The following is an 18,228-nucleotide window of genomic DNA, read 5'->3' on the forward strand; positions in this document are numbered from 1 at the left end:
TGAGGTGTGCACATGAGTGCAGAATTGCTGCTTAACGTGACCCCGAGTGAAACTCGTGTGGCCATGATTGAAGGTGGAGTACTACAAGAAATACATATCGAGCGCGAATCGCGTCGCGGTATTGTGGGCAATATATACAAAGGCAAAGTAAGCCGAGTGTTACCAGGTATGCAGGCGGCTTTCGTCGACATTGGTTTAGATAAAGCGGCGTTTTTACATGCGTCAGATATTGTTCCTCATACCGAATGTGTGGCAGAAAACGAAAAACAGCAGTTTCAAGTCCGTGATATCTCTGAGCTGGTACGCCAGGGACAAGACATTGTAGTGCAAGTGGTCAAAGATCCGCTCGGCACGAAAGGTGCGCGTTTAACGACGGATATCACCTTACCTTCGCGTTATCTTGTTTTTATGCCGGGGGCCAGCCATGTCGGTGTTTCGCAGCGTATTGAAAGTGAGAAAGAGCGCGAGCGTTTGAAAAAGGTGGTGAACCATTACTGTGATGAGCACGGTGGTTTTATCATTCGTACCGCGGCAGAAGGCGCTGATGAAAAAGAGCTCTCTCAAGATGCGGCATTTCTAAAGCGTTTGTGGCTAAAAGTCATGGAGCGTCGCTCAAAATACAAAACGCGTTCAACACTTTACGGTGAACTCGGCTTAGCTCAACGCATTCTGCGTGATTTTGTTGGCACAGAGCTCGATAAGATCATGGTCGACTCCCGCCTTGAATATGAAAACCTGAAAGAATTCACTTCTGAGTATGTACCGGAGTTAACAGATAAGCTTGAGCTTTACGAAGGTGACAAGCCAATCTTTGACATGTACGACACCGAAAACGAAATTCAGCGTTCTTTAGAGCGCAAGGTCGAGCTAAAATCGGGCGGCTATTTGATCATCGATCAAACCGAAGCCATGACCACCATCGATATCAACACGGGTGCATTTGTTGGTCGTCGTAATCTCGAAGAGACTATCTTCAATACCAATATAGAGGCAACGCAAGCTATTGCGCGTCAGCTACGTTTACGTAACCTCGGCGGTATCATCATTATTGATTTTATCGATATGGCATCCGAAGAGCATCGTCAGCGAGTACTTACCTCACTGGAAACGGCGCTGGCGAAAGACCGAGTAAAAACCAACATCAACGGCTTTACCCAGCTTGGCTTAGTTGAAATGACGCGTAAGCGCACACGAGAAAGTATTGAACATATCTTGTGTTCTGGCTGTCCTACTTGTGAAGGCCGTGGCAGCGTGAAAACGGTCGAAACCGTATGCTTTGAGATATTACGCGAGATTACTCGTGTGAACCGTGCTTACGACGCCGATAATTTTGTCGTGTACGCATCGCCGTTTGTTGCTGAAGCGCTATTGGGCGATGAGTCTCATGCGTTAGCTGAGCTCGAAGTATTTATTGGCAAGCAAGTGCGAGTTCAGGCTGAACCCCTGTACATTCAGGAACAGTTTGACGTCGTAATGATGTAATTTGGAACATTTGTGAATTCTGGTGTTAACCGTTTTGGGCGTTTTTGTGCGTGGAGTTTAGTTACTGTATTGGTGTTATTAGCCATATTAGTGACCACGCTGCGCGTCACATTGCCGCAACTTAACCATTTCCAAGATGAGATCAAAACCTGGGTCAAGCAAGGCACAGGTTTTGACGTTTCTATTGCTAATGTCGCAGGGACGTGGCGCAATAATCATCCCTCAATCGCGTTACTGGGCTTAGAGGCAAATCTACCAAACGTGCAAGATGCACGCTTCGCTGTTGAAGAAGTCCAGATTGAGTTCGATCTTATTCAATCTCTTTTTCAACTTAAACCTGTAGTTGCAGACCTTACCATTCATAACCTCGCTTTAGACATTCACACGGTAGACATTCTGCCGACTTCTAATCGTCAAGATCCGAAGCCTGAAGTGGATAAGAGCGAAGTGAAACTCATTGACCAACTCGACTCACTTCTTTTACGTCAGTTCGAAGACTTCACTATTAGCGATTCACGGATTTGGTATAAGTCTGTGTCAGGTGAAACTCGCCGTTTAGATATTGAGCAGCTTCGTTGGAGTAATCAAGGGAAACGTCACGTAGCCGAAGGCACGGTTAGCATTGCCGATGTTCGCCTGAACTCATTGTTAGTAAGCGCTAACTTTAAAGATCATGGCTCGTTGCGCGATGTATCTGGTGAGTTTTACGTGAGTGCTCAAGATGTCTCGGTCACACCTTGGCTGACCACTTACATGCAAGAAGAGTCAGGAGCAGAGTCGGGTAAAGTCAGCTTAAATACTTGGCTAACGCTCAAACATAGCCAACCGCATGATGCTTATGTTGAATTGCTGCCTTCCGAGTTGGTGTGGAATGAAGATGGACATCATGAGTTGTTTATTGAGTCTGGAATTTTCAATCTTCGACCAGATAAACAAGGCTGGAAAGTAAATGGCCACTCACTTCAGATCAGAACCGATAATACCCCTTGGCCAGAGCTAGACGTCGCGTTTGATTGGCAACCAAACGGCTGGATGCTTAATCTCTCTCAACTCGACATTGAAGCACTCATTCCGCTCATTAAGCTGGCTCCAGAGTCAGAGTCGACCAGTGACCTTATTAACAAACTAGCACCGAAAGGTCGGGTCGAAGATGTCCGATTGTCAATGAACGGTGGTTTAGACACCTTACGCTACTCGGCTGAACTGGATGAACTCGCGATGACACAATGGGAGCTCCTACCCGGGTTTCATCACGTACAGGGCAGCGTATCGGGGGATGTGAATCAAGCTAAAGCAAAAGTCACCGTCATTGATGATGTCTTTCCGTATGGCGATGTATTCCAAGCTCCGCTGAATATCAAACAAGGTGAAGTCGATATTATCTGGCAGCAAGATGATGCGGGCTGGCGTTTGTGGTCGGATAAAGTGACGGCAGCAACGCCTGATCTTCAAGTTTTGGGGGCATTTCGTCTTGATTTTCCAAAAGAACAAAGCCCATTTTTATCGTTCTATGCCGAAGCGGATCTCTACAACGCGGGTGAAACATGGCGCTATCTACCGACTCTGGCACTTGGACAAGACTTGACCGACTATCTTTCGACCGCGATTCAGGGCGGAAAAGTGAATACAGCGAAATTGTTGTGGTATGGCGAGTTAGGTGATTTTCCTTACAAAGAACATAATGGCATGTTCCAAGCTTGGGTTGGATTAAAAGACGCGAAATTTAGCTTTGATACGGCATGGCCAACCATCACGGATTTGCAGCTAGACTTGCTGTTTGAAAATGATGCCATGTATTTGGATTCAAAATCAGCCACACTAAATGGCGTTCATGCCAAGCGTATCACTGGGCGAATCCCTGAGTTGGCAGAAGGTGGACACATCGAGATTGAAGCGAAAGCAAGCGCGCCGGGTAATGAAGTCCGTGACTACATGATGGCGACGCCATTAGTGGATTCAGTCGGTGCCGCATTGACAGCGCTGCAAGTGAGTGGGCCCGTTTACTCTGAGTTTCAACTCAACATACCGTTTGATTTTGAAAAAGAGTCTCGCGCTTGGGGTTATGCCGATTTAACAGAAAATCGTGTTGATATTGAAGCGCCGCCAATGACGCTTGAAAACGCCACAGGACGTATCACCTTCGACAATGATGTGGTTACCACATCGGGTTTGTCGGCCGAATTATTACAACAGCCTATCTCTCTTGATTTCCATGGAGAGAGTGCGGAGCAAGGCTACAACGTGACAATTAATACACTAGGAGATTGGGATGTCGAGCCGCTCAAACCCTATGTCGGTGAGCGTTGGTTAAACCTTGTTTCTGGCCATGCGCCGTGGCAAATGGATATTGACTTGCAACTCAATGATGTTGGTTTCACTTATCAGCTTGAAGTGCTGGCGCAGCTAAATCGTCTGGCTAGTCAATATCCTTATCCTTTAGCGAAAAAAATTGGTGAGTCTGGGCAAGCGAAACTGCAAGCATCCGGCAACCAAGAGAGTATTTCAGCACGACTACAGATCCCAAATGTGAAGTATCAAACTGAGATAGATATCGCTGGCGATGTCCCGGTTCTGACTGCGACTCATTTAATGGTTGGCAAAGGTGGCTTCCGGATTAGTCCTATTGTCGGGCACGATGCTTCGGTGCGTGTCGAAGAACTGAATTTAGACCAATGGGCGGAGCTTGCGCAGGTCTCTGAGAGCAAGCCTTCATCGTCTGTTTTGGCAAGCATGAAAACGCCGACCATTCCATTGCCGACACGCATTGAAGTTGAAACGCCAAACTTACAGCTCGGTGGGATTGAGTTTCATGATGTGGATTTTTCAGCAAGCAAGAAAAATTTGAGTTGGCAACTCGATGTGGACAGTCAAGAGGTTAAAGGGAAAGCTAACTATCTGAAACCCTATGATCTATCGGTCTCTTTAGAGCACTTGCATCTGTACATCCCAGGGTTTGAAGAGATGACCAAAGAGCGCAGCTCAATCTTTGCGAGTGAAGATCAAAACGCACCTTTGATTACCAATTTTGACCGCAAGTTTCACGCTGAGATGCCAAACTTAACTTTGAACATTGATGATTTTTGGCTGCAAGGCTACAAAGTGGGCAAAGTTAATGTTGATTTGCAGCGTCGCGAGAACCGCTTGGAGTGGAAAAATATCACCTTTAGTAGCGGCAAAAACCGCATTGATATGAGTGGTTGGTGGGACCTGACGAAAGAGAGTAGTCATTCCAACTTAACCATGAAAATGAAAGGTGATAACAACACCGATCTTATGGAGCGCTTTGGTATTACATCAGGCATTCAACAAGCACCATTTGAGATCAATGCCAATATGGAATGGGACGGCGCACCTTGGTCAATGAAGACACAAACCTTGCAAGGAAACGTCTCAACGGAATTTGGTAAAGGCGTGATCAGTGAAGTTAGTGGTGCGGCACGCTTGTTAGGCTTGTTTAGCTTGGATTCTATCATCCGTAAGATGCAGCTCGACTTTACCGACGTATTCGATAAAGGCATGGCATTCAACTCGATCACGGGAACGGGCAAAATCCAAGACGGTGTGTTTATCACCAATGATATCGTAATGGATGCGTTAGCAGGGGAAATGCAAATCCGCGGCATCGCTAATATGAACAGCAGAATGGTTGATGCGGAAGTGAAATTCACACCAGACATCACATCAGGCTTACCAATGCTGACTGCGTTTGCCGTTGCGCCTCAAACTGCTTTGTATGTCTTGGCCATCTCTACGGTGATATCTCCGGTGGTTGAGGTCTTCACTCAAGTCAATTATGAAGTGAAAGGCCCACTAGATTCACCAACGGTGAAAGAAATTTCGCGAAGTAAAGGTGAATACAAGCTGCCAGAAAAACTGCGTGAACAGGCCAAATAACTCACCGAATATAATGGAATAGGGAGGAAACACATGGAGCGTGTTGGCATTATTCAAATGACTTCGGGTCCGGATATTAACGCGAATTTGGACTTCATTGAAAAACAGTGTGCTTTAGCGAGCAAGCAAGGTGCCAAACTTGTTCTTACTCCTGAAAATACAGTGCTATTTTCCAGTCGCGAAGCTTATCATCAACATGCAGAGCCACTTGGCAGTGGCATGATTCAACAGCGGCTCTGTGAAATCGCTAGAAAGAACCAGTTAACGCTAATTGTCGGAAGCATGCCCATTCAAACCGCAAAAGGTGTCACGACAACAACACTTGTATTGCCGCCGCACGGTAAATGCATTGCTCACTATGACAAACTGCATATGTTTGATGTCGACGTAGCCGATGGTTATGGTAGTTATCGTGAGTCGGATACGTTTATGGCGGGTAATCAAATAGTCGTTGCGGAAACTGATATCGGCAGTGTTGGATTGAGTATTTGTTATGATTTACGTTTCCCAGAACTTTATAAAGTATTGCGTCAAGAAGGGTCGGATATCATTGTGGTGCCCGCTGCGTTTACCGCTGTGACGGGGCAAGCTCACTGGGAAATACTATTGCGAGCTAGAGCGATTGAGACACAATGTTGGATTTTGGCAAGCGGACAAACTGGAACGCATCCATGTGGACGAAAAACATGGGGACACTCAATGGTCGTTGACCCTTGGGGACGTATCCATAAACAGCTTCAGGATGAAGTAGGCTTATTGGTGACAGAGATAGATTTGTCACAAAGCCAACAAGTAAGGCAGAATATGCCGCTGACTCAACACAGTCGCTTTCAAAATGAATTGAGACGGAAATAAAAGAGCTAACTATGAGCACAAACCAAATAGAACAGGCACTCCTTGCCCCAAATGGTCTGACAGAACAAGACATTGCTGACACGCTTGCCAGCATTGCTACGCGCCAGATCGATTATGCGGACATTTACTTTCAGTCCAGCTGGCATGAGTCTCTGGTTCTAGAAGACAGCATCATCAAAGATGGCTCTTTTAACATTGATTGTGGTGTTGGTGTCCGCGCCGTAACTGGCGAAAAAACCGGCTTTGCCTACTCTGATCAAATCCAGCCTGAAGGCCTGAAGCAGAGTGCAATGGCGGCGCGCGGTATTGCTCAGCAAGGGCAGAATGGTAAAGTCCAAGCGTTTAAACGCACCGAAAACCAAGCGTACTACGCCGCTGTGAATCCACTAGCTGAATGGGAAAAGCAGCAAAAAACAGAATTGCTCAAATCTCTAGATGCTTACATCCGCACTAAAGAACCATTGATTAAAGAAGTCTCGATCAGCATCAGCGGTGTGCATGAGCAGATGCTTGTTGCGGCAACAGACGGTACTTATGCAGGCGATATTCGTCCTTTGGTGCGTTTGTCTATTAGCGTGCTCGCACAAAAAGGTGAACGACGTGAACGCGGTAGCGCTGGTGGTGGCGGCCGTTTCGGTTACGATTTCTTTTTAACGGAAAGCAATGGTGTGAAACAAGCTTTTCATTACGCAGACGAAGCGATTCGCATGGCGTTAATCAACCTTGAAGCAGAAGCAGCACCAGCTGGCATGATGCCAGTGGTATTGGGTTCTGGCTGGCCTGGCGTATTGCTACACGAAGCGGTAGGTCATGGCCTAGAAGGTGACTTTAACCGCAAAGAGTCGTCAGTGTTCTCTGGAAAAATGGGTCAACAAGTGACGTCTTCACTATGTACCATCGTCGATGATGGCACGTTAAAAGACCTTCGTGGTTCATTGAATGTGGATGATGAAGGGGTAAACGGCCAGTACAACACGCTTATCGAAAATGGTGTGCTGAAAGGTTACATGCAAGACAAGCTAAACGCGCGGTTAATGGGTGTGAACCCAACAGGTAATGGTCGTCGTGAATCGTATGCACACTTGCCAATGCCTCGTATGACCAACACCTACATGCTTCCAGGTGAACATACGCCAGAAGAAATTATCTCGACGGTCGAGAAAGGGTTGTATGCGCCAAACTTTGGTGGCGGCCAGGTGGACATTACTTCGGGTAAGTTTGTGTTCTCTGCATCGGAAGCGTACTTGATTGAAAACGGTAAAATTACGCGCCCTGTTAAAGGTGCGACGTTGATTGGCTCAGGTATCGAAGCAATGCAGCAAGTGTCTATGGTCGGTAACGACTTAAGTATCGACAAGGGCGTTGGCGTATGTGGTAAAGCAGGTCAAAGTGTGCCGGTTGGTGTTGGTCAGCCGACCTTGAAGCTGGACTCACTGACAGTGGGTGGCACTGAGTAACTCAGTCGAATCGTTATAAAAAGAGCGCTCATTAGGCGCTCTTTTGCTTTGTGAGTCGGTGTCAATTACAGGTTTTCTTCAGCAAATTCCGCCAAGCGGCTACGAACCACGCCGTTGAGGTGAATATTTGCGCTGCCTTCAAAGTTCTTGAAGCGCTCAACCATGTACGTCAATCCTGATGTCACTGGGGTGAGGTAATGAGAGTCAATCTGCGCCAAGTTACCGGAGCAGACGATTTTGGTTCCTTCGCCACAGCGGGTAATGATGGTTTTGATTTGTGATGCAGTGAGGTTTTGACACTCATCAAGCAGTACAAACGCATTTTGAATCGAACGGCCACGCATAAAGTTGATCGATTTAAATTGAATGTTGGCTTTATCGCAGATGTACTTCAATGAGCCTTCAGTGCAGTGATCGTGTTTATGTAGCGCTTCCAAGGTATCGGTCACCGCCGCTAACCACGGCATCATTTTCTCCTCTTCGGAGCCGGGTAAGAAGCCGATGGATTCACCGATATCTGGCGTGTTACGTGTTACGATAATTTTATCGAACATGCTTTTTTCAATTGTTTGCTCCAATGCTGCTGCCATTGCCAGTAATGTCTTACCACTACCCGCCGCACCCGTTAGAATCACCAAGTCAATTTCTGGATCGAGTAAGGCATCTAACGCCATTCCCTGGTAGATATTTTTAGGTGTGATGTCCCAAGCCTTACGATGCATTAGACGTTCGCGGCTCAGGTCGAGAAGCGTTAGCTTGTCTTCATTGATGGTTTCTACGCGACCAGCAAAGTCACTGTCTTCATCAATAACGTATTGGTTGATAAAGGTTGGGTCGAAGGGTTCGCGACTGAGTTTGTGGTAAGTTTTTCCGCCCAGTGCATAGCTTTCTACTTCCTCAATACCGCTCCAGAAATCACCTTCACGTAATTGAAAGCCTTTGGTTAGGTATTGAATGTCGTCAATCAGTTGGTCGGTTCTATAGTCCTCAACAAAGCGTACACCAGCCCCTTTGGCTCGCAGACGCATGTTGATGTCTTTCGTGATCAGTACCACTTCACGTGGTGCACGTTTATTTTGCAGATAAAGCACCGCGTTGAGAATACGGTTGTCACCGGCTTTGTCGGCGAAGGCTTTGACGGTTTCCTGCAGTTCAAAATCCGCCAAAATGGAAATAGTACCCTGGTCGGGGTTGTCTTTAGAAACAGGAATGCCTTCAGAGATTTCATCTGGCGTTGCTTCTTTAAACAAATCTTCCAAGGTGCGAATAGCCACGCGCGCATCTCTTGCAACGTCGCGCTTACTGTCTTTGATTCGGTCGAGTTCTTCCAACACGGTCATGGGGATAACGACATCGTGTTCTTGGAAAGAGAAGATGGCAAAGGGTTCATGAAGAAGAATGTTGGTATCGAGTACAAACAGTTTCCGATCGGTATCGCCCATAGCGTCTCCTTGCCGTAGTACGGCTCTGCATGCGAGTTGTTAGGTCGTTTCCAAATAGGTGTGAAGTGACCTAACTCTGATTGCTTGCAATAGAGGTTGTCGGGCTGATGTCGGCTAGTGTGCAACCGAGTAGCAAGACAACTTACTGCAAACCCGTGTTGATCCTAATCGTGTACTAACGCGCTTAAATCATATGCAATGGTTTTAAACGCCCCTCATTAGAAGTATACGTAATATTTACGTTCTACAACTTAATAATTGGCATGAGTATTTTACAATTTGATTGCATTTAGAGTTTGGGAAAAAAAGTTTCTGCTTGGTGCGGTTTCGGCGTGACCTAAATCACAGCTTCAAGTAAGATTAGCGACCTTTTTCTGCGTATAGGCTACGTCCGATTTATCATGTTGAGCTGGCTTAAAAAATACTCAGTTCATACTGAAATGACGAATGCTATCGGCATAGCAGAAGCCAGAATCAGATCTAAACTATTATCCATGCCCACGGGCATGAGTAGACCAACAAGAAATACGAATCAAGAACTAATAACGAGGTAGTCAATTCATGACATTTGCTTTGGGGCAGCGCTGGATTAGCGATACGGAAAGCGATTTAGGTTTAGGTACCGTTGTAGCAATGGATGCTCGTACTGTGACATTGATGTTTGCAGCGTCAGAGGAAAACCGAGTTTACGCACGTAACGATGCACCTGTTACCCGAGTCACCTTTAATGTTGGGGATGTCATCGATTGCCAAGAAGGTTGGTCTCTAAAAGTAGAAGAAGTACTGGAAGATGAAGGTCTTTACACCTATTTCGGTACTCGCGAAGACACGCAAGAAACCGCTGTTGTTCTGCGTGAGATTTTCCTTAGCAACCAAATTCGTTTTAACAAACCTCAAGATAAGTTGTACGCCGGTCAAATCGACCGTATGGACAACTTTGTTCTGCGTTACCGTGCGCTAACCAACCAGTTTGAGCAGCATAAGAGCCCAATGCGTGGCCTATGTGGTATGCGTGCAGGTTTGATCCCTCATCAGCTTTACATCGCGCACGAAGTTGGCCGTCGTCACGCGCCACGCGTCTTGTTGGCGGATGAGGTAGGTTTGGGTAAAACCATCGAAGCGGGCATGATCATCCACCAACAAGTTCTGTCTGGTCGTGCCGAACGCATTTTGATTGTGGTGCCTGAAACACTGCAGCATCAATGGCTGGTTGAGATGATGCGTCGTTTCAATCTGCATTTCTCTATCTTTGACGAAGAGCGCTGTATCGAAGCGTTTGCGGATGCAGAAAACCCATTTGATACTCAGCAATATGTGCTGTGTTCTTTGGATTTCCTACGCAAGAGCCGCAAGCGTTTTGAACAAGCACTGGAAGGTGAATGGGACCTACTGGTTGTCGATGAAGCGCATCACCTTGAATGGAGCCAAGATAAACCGAGCCGTGAATACCAAGTGGTAGAAGGCTTGGCTGAACGTACTCCAGGTGTGTTGCTACTGACTGCAACGCCAGAGCAGCTTGGTCGTGAGAGTCACTTTGCTCGTCTGCGTTTGTTGGATCCAGACCGCTTCTATGATTACGAAGCGTTCGTTGAGGAAGAAGAGCAATACGCGCCCGTAGCAGATGCGATTACTTCACTCTTTTCCGGTGAAAAGCTACCTAATCAAGCAAAAAACCAGATCACTGAGTTGTTGTCTGAACAAGACGTAGAACCACTTTTCCGTATTATCGAAAGTGAAGCGGACGAAGAAGCTAAAGCGTCGGCACGCCAAGAGCTGATCGATAACTTGATGGATCGTCATGGTACAGGGCGTGTTCTGTTCCGTAACACGCGCGCGGCCATCAAAGGCTTCCCTAAGCGTAACGTGCATCTGATGCCAATGGATATTCCACCGCAATACACTACATCAATGCGTGTTGCTGGAATGATTGGCGGTAAGATGAGTTCTGAAGCACGTGCGATGAAGAACCTTTACCCGGAAGAAATTTTCCAAGAATTTGAAGGCGATGACGCGAGCTGGTGGCAGTTTGACTCGCGTGTGAATTGGTTGCTTGAAAAAGTAAAAGAGAAGCGCAGCGAGAAAATCCTCGTGATTGCTTCTCGTGCGAGTACCGCACTGCAATTGGAGCAAGCACTGCGTGAGCGTGAAGGTATCCGCGCCACCGTTTTCCACGAAGGTATGTCGATTCTTGAACGTGACAAAGCGGCGGCTTACTTTGCGCAAGAAGAAGGTGGAGCACAAGTTCTTATCTGTAGCGAAATCGGCTCTGAAGGTCGTAACTTCCAGTTTGCCAACCAACTTGTCATGTTTGACTTGCCATTCAACCCAGACTTGCTTGAGCAACGTATTGGTCGTTTGGACCGTATCGGTCAAAATCGCGATATCGACATTCATGTTCCTTACCTGAAAGGCACATCGCAAGCGATCCTAGCACGTTGGTTCGATGAAGGCCTGAACGCTTTTGCGGAAACCTGCCCAACAGGCCGTGCTGTTTACGATAAGTACTCCGATGATCTGATTGAAATTCTTGCCTCTGGTGATACCAGCACGCTAGATGAGATCATTGAAGCGTCAGCAAAAATGAATAAAGAGCTGAAATCCCAATTGGAGCAAGGCCGTGATCGCCTATTAGAAATGCATTCAAATGGCGGGGAAAAAGCACAACAAATCGTTGAGAAAATTGAATCAACTGACGGCGATACCAATCTGGTCACCTTCGCACTTTCTCTTTTTGACACGATTGGCTTGAATCAAGACGATAAAGGTGAAAACGCCCTGATTGTGACCCCATCTGAGCACATGATGGTGCCAAGCTACCCAGGTCTGCCATACGAAGGAGCGACGATCACGTTTGATCGTGATACGGCTTTATCTCGTGAAGATATGCACTTTATCAGTTGGGAACACCCAATGATCCAGGGTGGTATCGATCTTCTTATGAGTGAAGGGGTGGGGACGTCTGCGGTATCTCTATTGAAAAACAAAGCGTTACCAGTCGGGACTATTCTTCTTGAGTTGATTTACGCGGTAGATGCGCAAGCGCCAAAACGCAGTGGTATCGCGCGCTTCTTACCGAAAACGCCAATCCGTTTAATGATGGACTCGCGTGGTAATGATTTGTCTGCTCAAGTGGAGTTTGAAAGCTTTAACCGCCAGCTCAGCCCTGTAAACCGTCACTTAGGTAGCAAGTTGGTTACGTCGGTACAGAAAGATGTACACCGCTTAATTGAAGCCGGTGATGTTCTTATTGAAGAGAAGGTTGAAGAAGTACGCAAACAAGCTCATCAAGATATGCAGCACAGTTTGAATGCAGAGCTTGAGCGTTTGCAAGCACTGAAAGCGGTGAACCCAAATATTCGTGACGAAGAAATTGAAGCTATCGACGCACAAATTAAAGAGCTTACTGGTTATATCAACCAAGCTCAGGTTCAGCTCGACTCGCTGCGTTTGATTGTGGTGAGCCACAACTAAGTAAGTATTTATTGCTCATTAAAAAAAGGTCTTCAGTTGAAGACCTTTTTCTTTATTTACGGTTTAGTTTCTTTATGCGGAATGCATTAATCACTGATAGCTATCTCATTTACATCAACCACTTCCACCAGATAAATACAGCCAAGAAGCCAAACAAGTAAATCAGGCCTGCAATCGACAACCACTTTAGTTTAGGTCCAACAGCCAAAGGCTCAGGTAACTCAGTTTTGCTCACTAAGGTGTAATTTAGCAGAGCAAAGAACGGCGTGGTCATAAAGGCGAGGATCATCGCAAAGTTCAGCATAGGCAATAACGCAGAAGCCCAGAAAACCACAATACCCAATGCAAGTAAGGAGACTACCAGCATGATCGCTGAAGTGGTTTTAGGGTTAGTGTCTGGTTGCGAGCGCAGTAGGCGTTGAGAATCCGAAATAACGCGCGAGTAGCCATCAATAACGGTAATCGTGCTGCCAAAGATACAGAAAAACGCAATTACCGCGATCAAGTAACGAGACCATTCGCCAATCGTTGCCGCATATAAGCCAACCAATTGGTGGGAGAAGCCAACGCCAGAGCTTTCAAGCGCAACGCCAGATCCATAAAGCATCAAAGAGCCTAGCGATACAAAGATAATGGCAAGAAACGCCGTGCCAATATAACCGACATTAAAGTCAAATAGAGCAGAGCGGTATGTTACTTCTTGCTGGCTTGATTGGCGTTTTAGCCACGCTGAGGTTAAACAGGAGATCTCTATCGGTGCAGGCATCCACCCCATTGTCACGACGATAAAACCAATAGCCGCAATAGACCAAGGTGATGGCGGCTCGAAGTTGGCTACTTGCTCAACAGGGTTACCAACGGCGATAGAAACAGCGAGTAAAGTCGCGATGGTTAACACCGACATTATCACTTTAGATAGCGTATCGAGCGCTTTGTAATGGCCAGCAAATAATATGATCAGGCAGGTGACAATCACAATGATGCTGAGTGATGCCATTGATAGTGAAAACGGAATGAAGTAGCCCAGCAAGCTAGCGCTAAACATCAACAAAGCGGCGGTATTGATGACGGCCGATACCACGCTCAGAAATAGAAATAGCCATAGATAAGGCCGACCTAATTTCGCGTAGCCCTCAACCAAGGTCAGCCCTGTCCCCATGGTGTACTGTACGCCCGCTCGGAAAAAAGGGTATTTAAACAGGTTTACGAGCAGAATCAGTGCAGCCAATTGCCAACCATAAATCGCACCAGCCTTGGTTGATGCCACGAGGTGAGAGCCACCGACCGCAGCAGATGCCATTAATATGCCGGGGCCTAGCGAACGAAAAAATAAGGAAAGTTTGGATTGGGGTTTATCTATAACGGCGGAGTCCATTGCTTATTGTCCTTTTTATCTTATGTATCTTTCTAAAGAGATACATACCGCAGTACATGACAAGCTGAGCGATCGCCCTATACTGCGCAACGGTAATGTCTTTTAAATGCTGTGTTTTGATGTATTTATTTTAAGTATTCTTTGCGAATATCATGCTGTGTGCATCTAGCACTCTATTCAGTTATGCGTCTTGTTGTCAAACTAAATTTACAACGTGCTATTTTTAGTTTTTATGCTAAAGGATTGACTTTGTTTTATTGGGTTGAACTTTTCTTCAGAATCCTGCATCTGGGTGCTATTTGGGTATATAATCGCGGCGTTTTTATTTTGTAGAGATCTCCCATGGCAATGCTTGAATATACCCCTCCCACCGACCCTTGGGTTGATATCGTTTTTGAGGATGACGACATTCTGGCAGTGAATAAGCCATCAGGGCTGCTGTCTGTCCCTGGTCGCCTTGCAGAGCATTACGACAGCATGTGGAGCCGCCTCAAAGAGTTGCATCCAGAAATTCAAGTTGTGCATCGCTTGGATATGTCGACATCAGGGTTGATGTTGCTGGCGAAAAACAAACCCGCGGAGCGAGCATTAAAAAAGCAGTTCCAATATCGCCTCACTCACAAGGTGTATTACGCACGTGTTTGGGGGCATGTTGAGCCGCAAGAAGGGAATATTGATCTTCCATTAATTTGTGATTGGCCAAATCGTCCACGACAAAAAGTATGCTTCGACGACGGCAAGCCATCTCAAACTTTATTCCAAGTGGTGAAGCGTGAAGTGCACCCAGATGGCGCCCATACGACCGTTGTGCGGTTACTCCCCATTACTGGTCGATCGCATCAGTTACGCGTGCATTTGATGGCGATTGGTCATGCGATTGTGGGTGATGAGTTTTATGCAAGCGAAGAGGCGTATCAGTTTTCAGAACGTTTAGAGTTGCACGCTGCGGAGCTAAGTTTTTATCATCCAGCTACGGATCAGCTGAGCAGTATTTTTGTACCCTGTGACTTTTATTCTGAAGCCGAGGCGATGATCTTTAACTATTTTTCGCCAGAGCGTACATTGCCTGATTATAAAACGTTGCCACACCCTTAATGCCAATTGCACTAACAGCGGTTCTTTCTAGTTCGCTATTTTTGGCTATTTCGTTACTGTGGTTGATGTATCCTGTCTTTCAGCCGTGAACAAGGAGTTGTTATGTCTTTGCCAAGCATCGTATTTTTAGATCGAGCGACCATCCCAGAACATATTGAGATCCCACGACCTAGCTTTCCGCACCACTGGCGTGAGTACGACCTAACTGCGCCTGGGCAGGTAATAGAAAGGTTAGCCGATGCCGATATCGTGATTAGCAATAAAGTCCTGCTTGACCAACATGTATTAGAGCAACTACCAAAATTACGGATGATCGCGGTTGCCGCAACTGGTTTTAACAACGTCGATGTGAACTACTGTGCTAATCATGATATTGCGGTTGCTAATGTACGTGGTTACGCGACGCGTTCGGTGCCCGAGCACGTGATGGCAATGTTATTCGCTTTAAGACGGAATTTATTTGGGTACCACCAAGATATTGCCGCAGGTGAGTGGCAGCGTAACCAGCAGTTTTGTTTTTTTACTCACCCAATCGGGGATATTGGTGGTAGCACGTTAGGTGTTGTTGGTAGTGGGGCACTAGGGCAAGCGACGGCGAATCTGGCTCAAGCGTTAGGAATGACCGTCTTGTTTTCTGAGCGTAAAGGGGCGGCAGAATGTAGACCAGGTTATGTGTCGTTTGAGGAAGTATTAAAACGCTCCGATGCGCTGACTTTGCATTGCCCGCTCAACGATCATACTCAGAATTTAATTGGTCAAGCAGAGTTGCAACAAATGAAGTCCAACGCCATTTTGATTAATACAGGGCGTGGAGGTTTGGTGGATGAGAGCGCACTGGTGGATGCCTTAAAACAGCAAGAAATTGCAGCGGCTGGTTTTGATGTTTTTACACAAGAACCGGCTGATGAGAGCAATCCGCTGATTGCCAATATGAGTTTACCTAATTTGTTACTGACACCGCATGTTGCATGGGGCAGCGACTCATCTATCCAACGTTTAGCGGAAATCCTGATTGAGAACATTAACGCTTTCGAGCGCGGAGACCGCGTTAATCGCTTAGTGTAACGCTGACTGTAAAACCAAAGATAAAAAAAGCAGACATTGACGTCTGCTTTTTGCGTTTAAATCGAATGCTCATTGCGTGAGCCCTCGAATTAAAACTCTTCTTCGTTTAGACCTTTAAGGATCTGAAAGATTTCGCGGTACGCTTTTGCTGGTTTCCCAGCTTTTTTCTCTTTCGCTGCTTGGCGAGCAAGTTGGCGTAGACGCTGACGATCCGCTTCTGGGTACATTTCCATTACGTCATCAATGGCTTTGTCACCTTCTTCCACTACGCGATCACGCAACGCTTCAAGTTTGTGGAATACAGCCGTTAATTGAGAGTGCTTATTACGAATTTTATCCAGTGCGGCTTGGATTGGCTCTGGATCTTCGTAACGCATCAATTTACCGATACGTTGCAATTGGCGACGACGCGCTTCATTTTTAAAGCGTTGCGCGTCAGCAATTGCTTCTCGCAAATCTTCGCTCAATGGAAACTTTTCTAGAACTGAAGGTTTGAGGCCGACAAGCTCCTCACCTAGCTTTTGCAGTTCTTCCATGTCTCGCTTCATCTCGGATTTACTTACCCAGATGATCTCTTCTTCTGGTTCCCATGGCGCTTTTTGATTCTTACGTGCCATTTCAGTTGCCTGTGTTTTGATTAATATTATGACTATTTTAACAAGAATCATGGGGAGAAAGCGAAATTCTTGTTATCCTATTGTTCATCAAAGACAAGATGTGAAAGACAATGGATATTAAACAGCAGGTTGCTGAGCAACGTACCGAGCTAGAGCAAGCCGTCGCAAGAGCCTTAAAGCTTGCATCGGCAAAATCTGACGCCGCCGAAGTCGCAATTACTAAAAGCACTGGTTTAAGTGTTTCAACTCGTATGGGTGAAGTAGAAAATGTCGAGTTCAACAGCGATGGTGCGCTGGGCATTACCGTTTACCGAGGTCAACGCAAAGGCAGTGCTTCCACGTCTGATTTAAGTGAAGCTGCAATCGAGCAAACCGTTATAGCGGCGCTAGATATTGCACATTACACATCTGAAGACCCATTTGCAGGCCCTGCAGCGAAAGAATACATGGTGCAAGAGATCCCTGAGCTTGATCTTTTCCACCCTGACGCACCCGATCCAGACTATGCTGCCAATGTGGCGATTGCAGCAGAAAAAGAGGCGCTAAATTATAATAGTGCAATCAAACAAAGTGATGGCGCGAGTTATGATAGTCATTACGGCGTGAAAGTGTATGGCAATAGCCATGGCTTATTAGCTAGTTATGCGTCTAGCCGACATAGTACTAGCTGTTGTGTAATTGGCGTTGGTCAAAACGGCGAGATGGAACGTGATTACAGCTACACCGTGGCACGTCATCGTGATGACTTATGGACCCCAGAAACGGTGGGTCGTAAGGCGGCAGAGAATACGGTTAACCGCCTAGATGCGCAGCGTCTAAAAACAGGTCAATACCCAATCATGTTTGCGGCTGATGTTGCGACAGGCTTGATTGGCCATCTCGTTATGGCGATCAGCGGTGGTAACCTGTACCGAAAATCTTCTTTCTTACTTGACCATCTAGGCAAACAAGTGCTTCCTGAATGGTTCAATATCTCAGAACGTCCGCATGTATTGCGTGGTTTGGCATCAAGTCCATTCGATAGTGAAGGTGTGTACACTCAAGACCGTGAGATCATTACCGACGGTGTGCTAGCAACTTATCTGTTAACCAGTTATGCCGCACGTAAAATGAAGATGACGCCGACAGGTCACGCTGGTGGGATTCATAACTGGTACGTGAAGTCGACAGGCCAAAACTTCGAGCAAATGCTTAAAGAGCTCGGTACTGGTCTTCTAGTGACAGAAGTCATGGGACAAGGTGTGAACGTGGTAACGGGTGATTACTCTCGCGGTGCCGCAGGCTTCTGGGTTGAGAATGGCGAAATCCAATACCCAGTATCAGAAATTACCATCGCAGGTAATCTAAAAGACATGTTCACCAAGATTGTGGCGGTTGGTAGTGATATTGAAACGCGCTCACAAATCCAAACGGGCTCTATCCTACTGGATAGCATGAAAGTGGCGGGTGAATAAGCTTTTCTAGCAATTCAGAAT

At 46.4% G+C, this 18,228-nt stretch carries 11 protein-coding genes; 8 read left to right on the top strand and 3 right to left on the bottom strand.

Annotation, left to right across the window (positions count from 1 at the left end; all coding sequences use genetic code 11):
• Window positions 1-12 precede the first annotated feature (12 nt).
• From rng to tldD, 4 genes are read left to right on the top strand one after another with little or no spacing between them, the layout of a single operon-like run.
• Complete coding sequence (gene rng / locus R8O70_RS18065; RefSeq protein WP_005381138.1) at window positions 13-1,482, top strand: ribonuclease G; 1,470 nt, start codon at window positions 13-15, stop codon at window positions 1,480-1,482.
• Window positions 1,483-1,494: 12 nt separating this feature from the next.
• Entirely contained in the window at window positions 1,495-5,376 is a 3,882-nt protein-coding gene (locus R8O70_RS18070; protein ID WP_258625485.1) for a YhdP family protein, read from the top strand.
• A 33-nt stretch (window positions 5,377-5,409) separates the two neighbouring features.
• Window positions 5,410-6,231: a carbon-nitrogen hydrolase family protein gene (locus R8O70_RS18075; protein WP_053350608.1), complete on the top strand. Its 822-nt coding sequence runs from the start codon at window positions 5,410-5,412 to the stop codon at window positions 6,229-6,231.
• Window positions 6,232-6,242: 11 nt separating this feature from the next.
• Complete coding sequence (gene tldD / locus R8O70_RS18080; RefSeq protein WP_005381134.1) at window positions 6,243-7,688, top strand: metalloprotease TldD; 1,446 nt, start codon at window positions 6,243-6,245, stop codon at window positions 7,686-7,688.
• 65 nt (window positions 7,689-7,753) lie between these two features.
• On the opposite strand, the gene R8O70_RS18085 is transcribed toward tldD, so the two are convergent.
• Window positions 7,754-9,130, bottom strand: coding sequence for a PhoH family protein (locus R8O70_RS18085; protein WP_005381133.1), 1,377 nt, complete (start codon window positions 9,128-9,130; stop codon window positions 7,754-7,756).
• 561 nt (window positions 9,131-9,691) lie between these two features.
• Here R8O70_RS18085 and rapA point away from each other — a divergent pair.
• On the top strand, window positions 9,692-12,601 hold the full coding sequence (gene rapA / locus R8O70_RS18090) for an RNA polymerase-associated protein RapA (protein ID WP_258625488.1): 2,910 nt from the start codon (window positions 9,692-9,694) through the stop codon (window positions 12,599-12,601).
• Between the two features lie 109 nt (window positions 12,602-12,710).
• Here the strand turns inward: rapA and R8O70_RS18095 are convergent, their stop codons facing one another.
• Window positions 12,711-13,976: an NRAMP family divalent metal transporter gene (locus R8O70_RS18095; protein ID WP_054575321.1), complete on the bottom strand. Its 1,266-nt coding sequence runs from the start codon at window positions 13,974-13,976 to the stop codon at window positions 12,711-12,713.
• Between the two features lie 342 nt (window positions 13,977-14,318).
• On the opposite strand from R8O70_RS18095, the gene R8O70_RS18100 reads away from it, so the two are divergent.
• Window positions 14,319-15,071 (top strand): pseudouridine synthase, encoded by a 753-nt coding sequence (locus R8O70_RS18100; protein ID WP_170894149.1) that lies wholly within the window; start codon window positions 14,319-14,321, stop codon window positions 15,069-15,071.
• Between the two features lie 102 nt (window positions 15,072-15,173).
• Window positions 15,174-16,136: a D-2-hydroxyacid dehydrogenase gene (locus R8O70_RS18105; RefSeq protein ID WP_258469960.1), complete on the top strand. Its 963-nt coding sequence runs from the start codon at window positions 15,174-15,176 to the stop codon at window positions 16,134-16,136.
• Window positions 16,137-16,225: 89 nt separating this feature from the next.
• Here the strand turns inward: R8O70_RS18105 and yjgA are convergent, their stop codons facing one another.
• Window positions 16,226-16,753 (bottom strand): ribosome biogenesis factor YjgA, encoded by a 528-nt coding sequence (gene yjgA / locus R8O70_RS18110; RefSeq protein WP_005381124.1) that lies wholly within the window; start codon window positions 16,751-16,753, stop codon window positions 16,226-16,228.
• A 110-nt stretch (window positions 16,754-16,863) separates the two neighbouring features.
• Between yjgA and pmbA the strand changes: the two genes are divergently transcribed.
• Window positions 16,864-18,207, top strand: coding sequence for a metalloprotease PmbA (gene pmbA / locus R8O70_RS18115; protein ID WP_047103623.1), 1,344 nt, complete (start codon window positions 16,864-16,866; stop codon window positions 18,205-18,207).
• Window positions 18,208-18,228: the final 21 nt, after the last annotated feature.

The organism is Vibrio sp. 779(2023) (genome assembly GCF_033344285.1).
GTDB lineage: Bacteria > Pseudomonadota > Gammaproteobacteria > Enterobacterales > Vibrionaceae > Vibrio > Vibrio alginolyticus.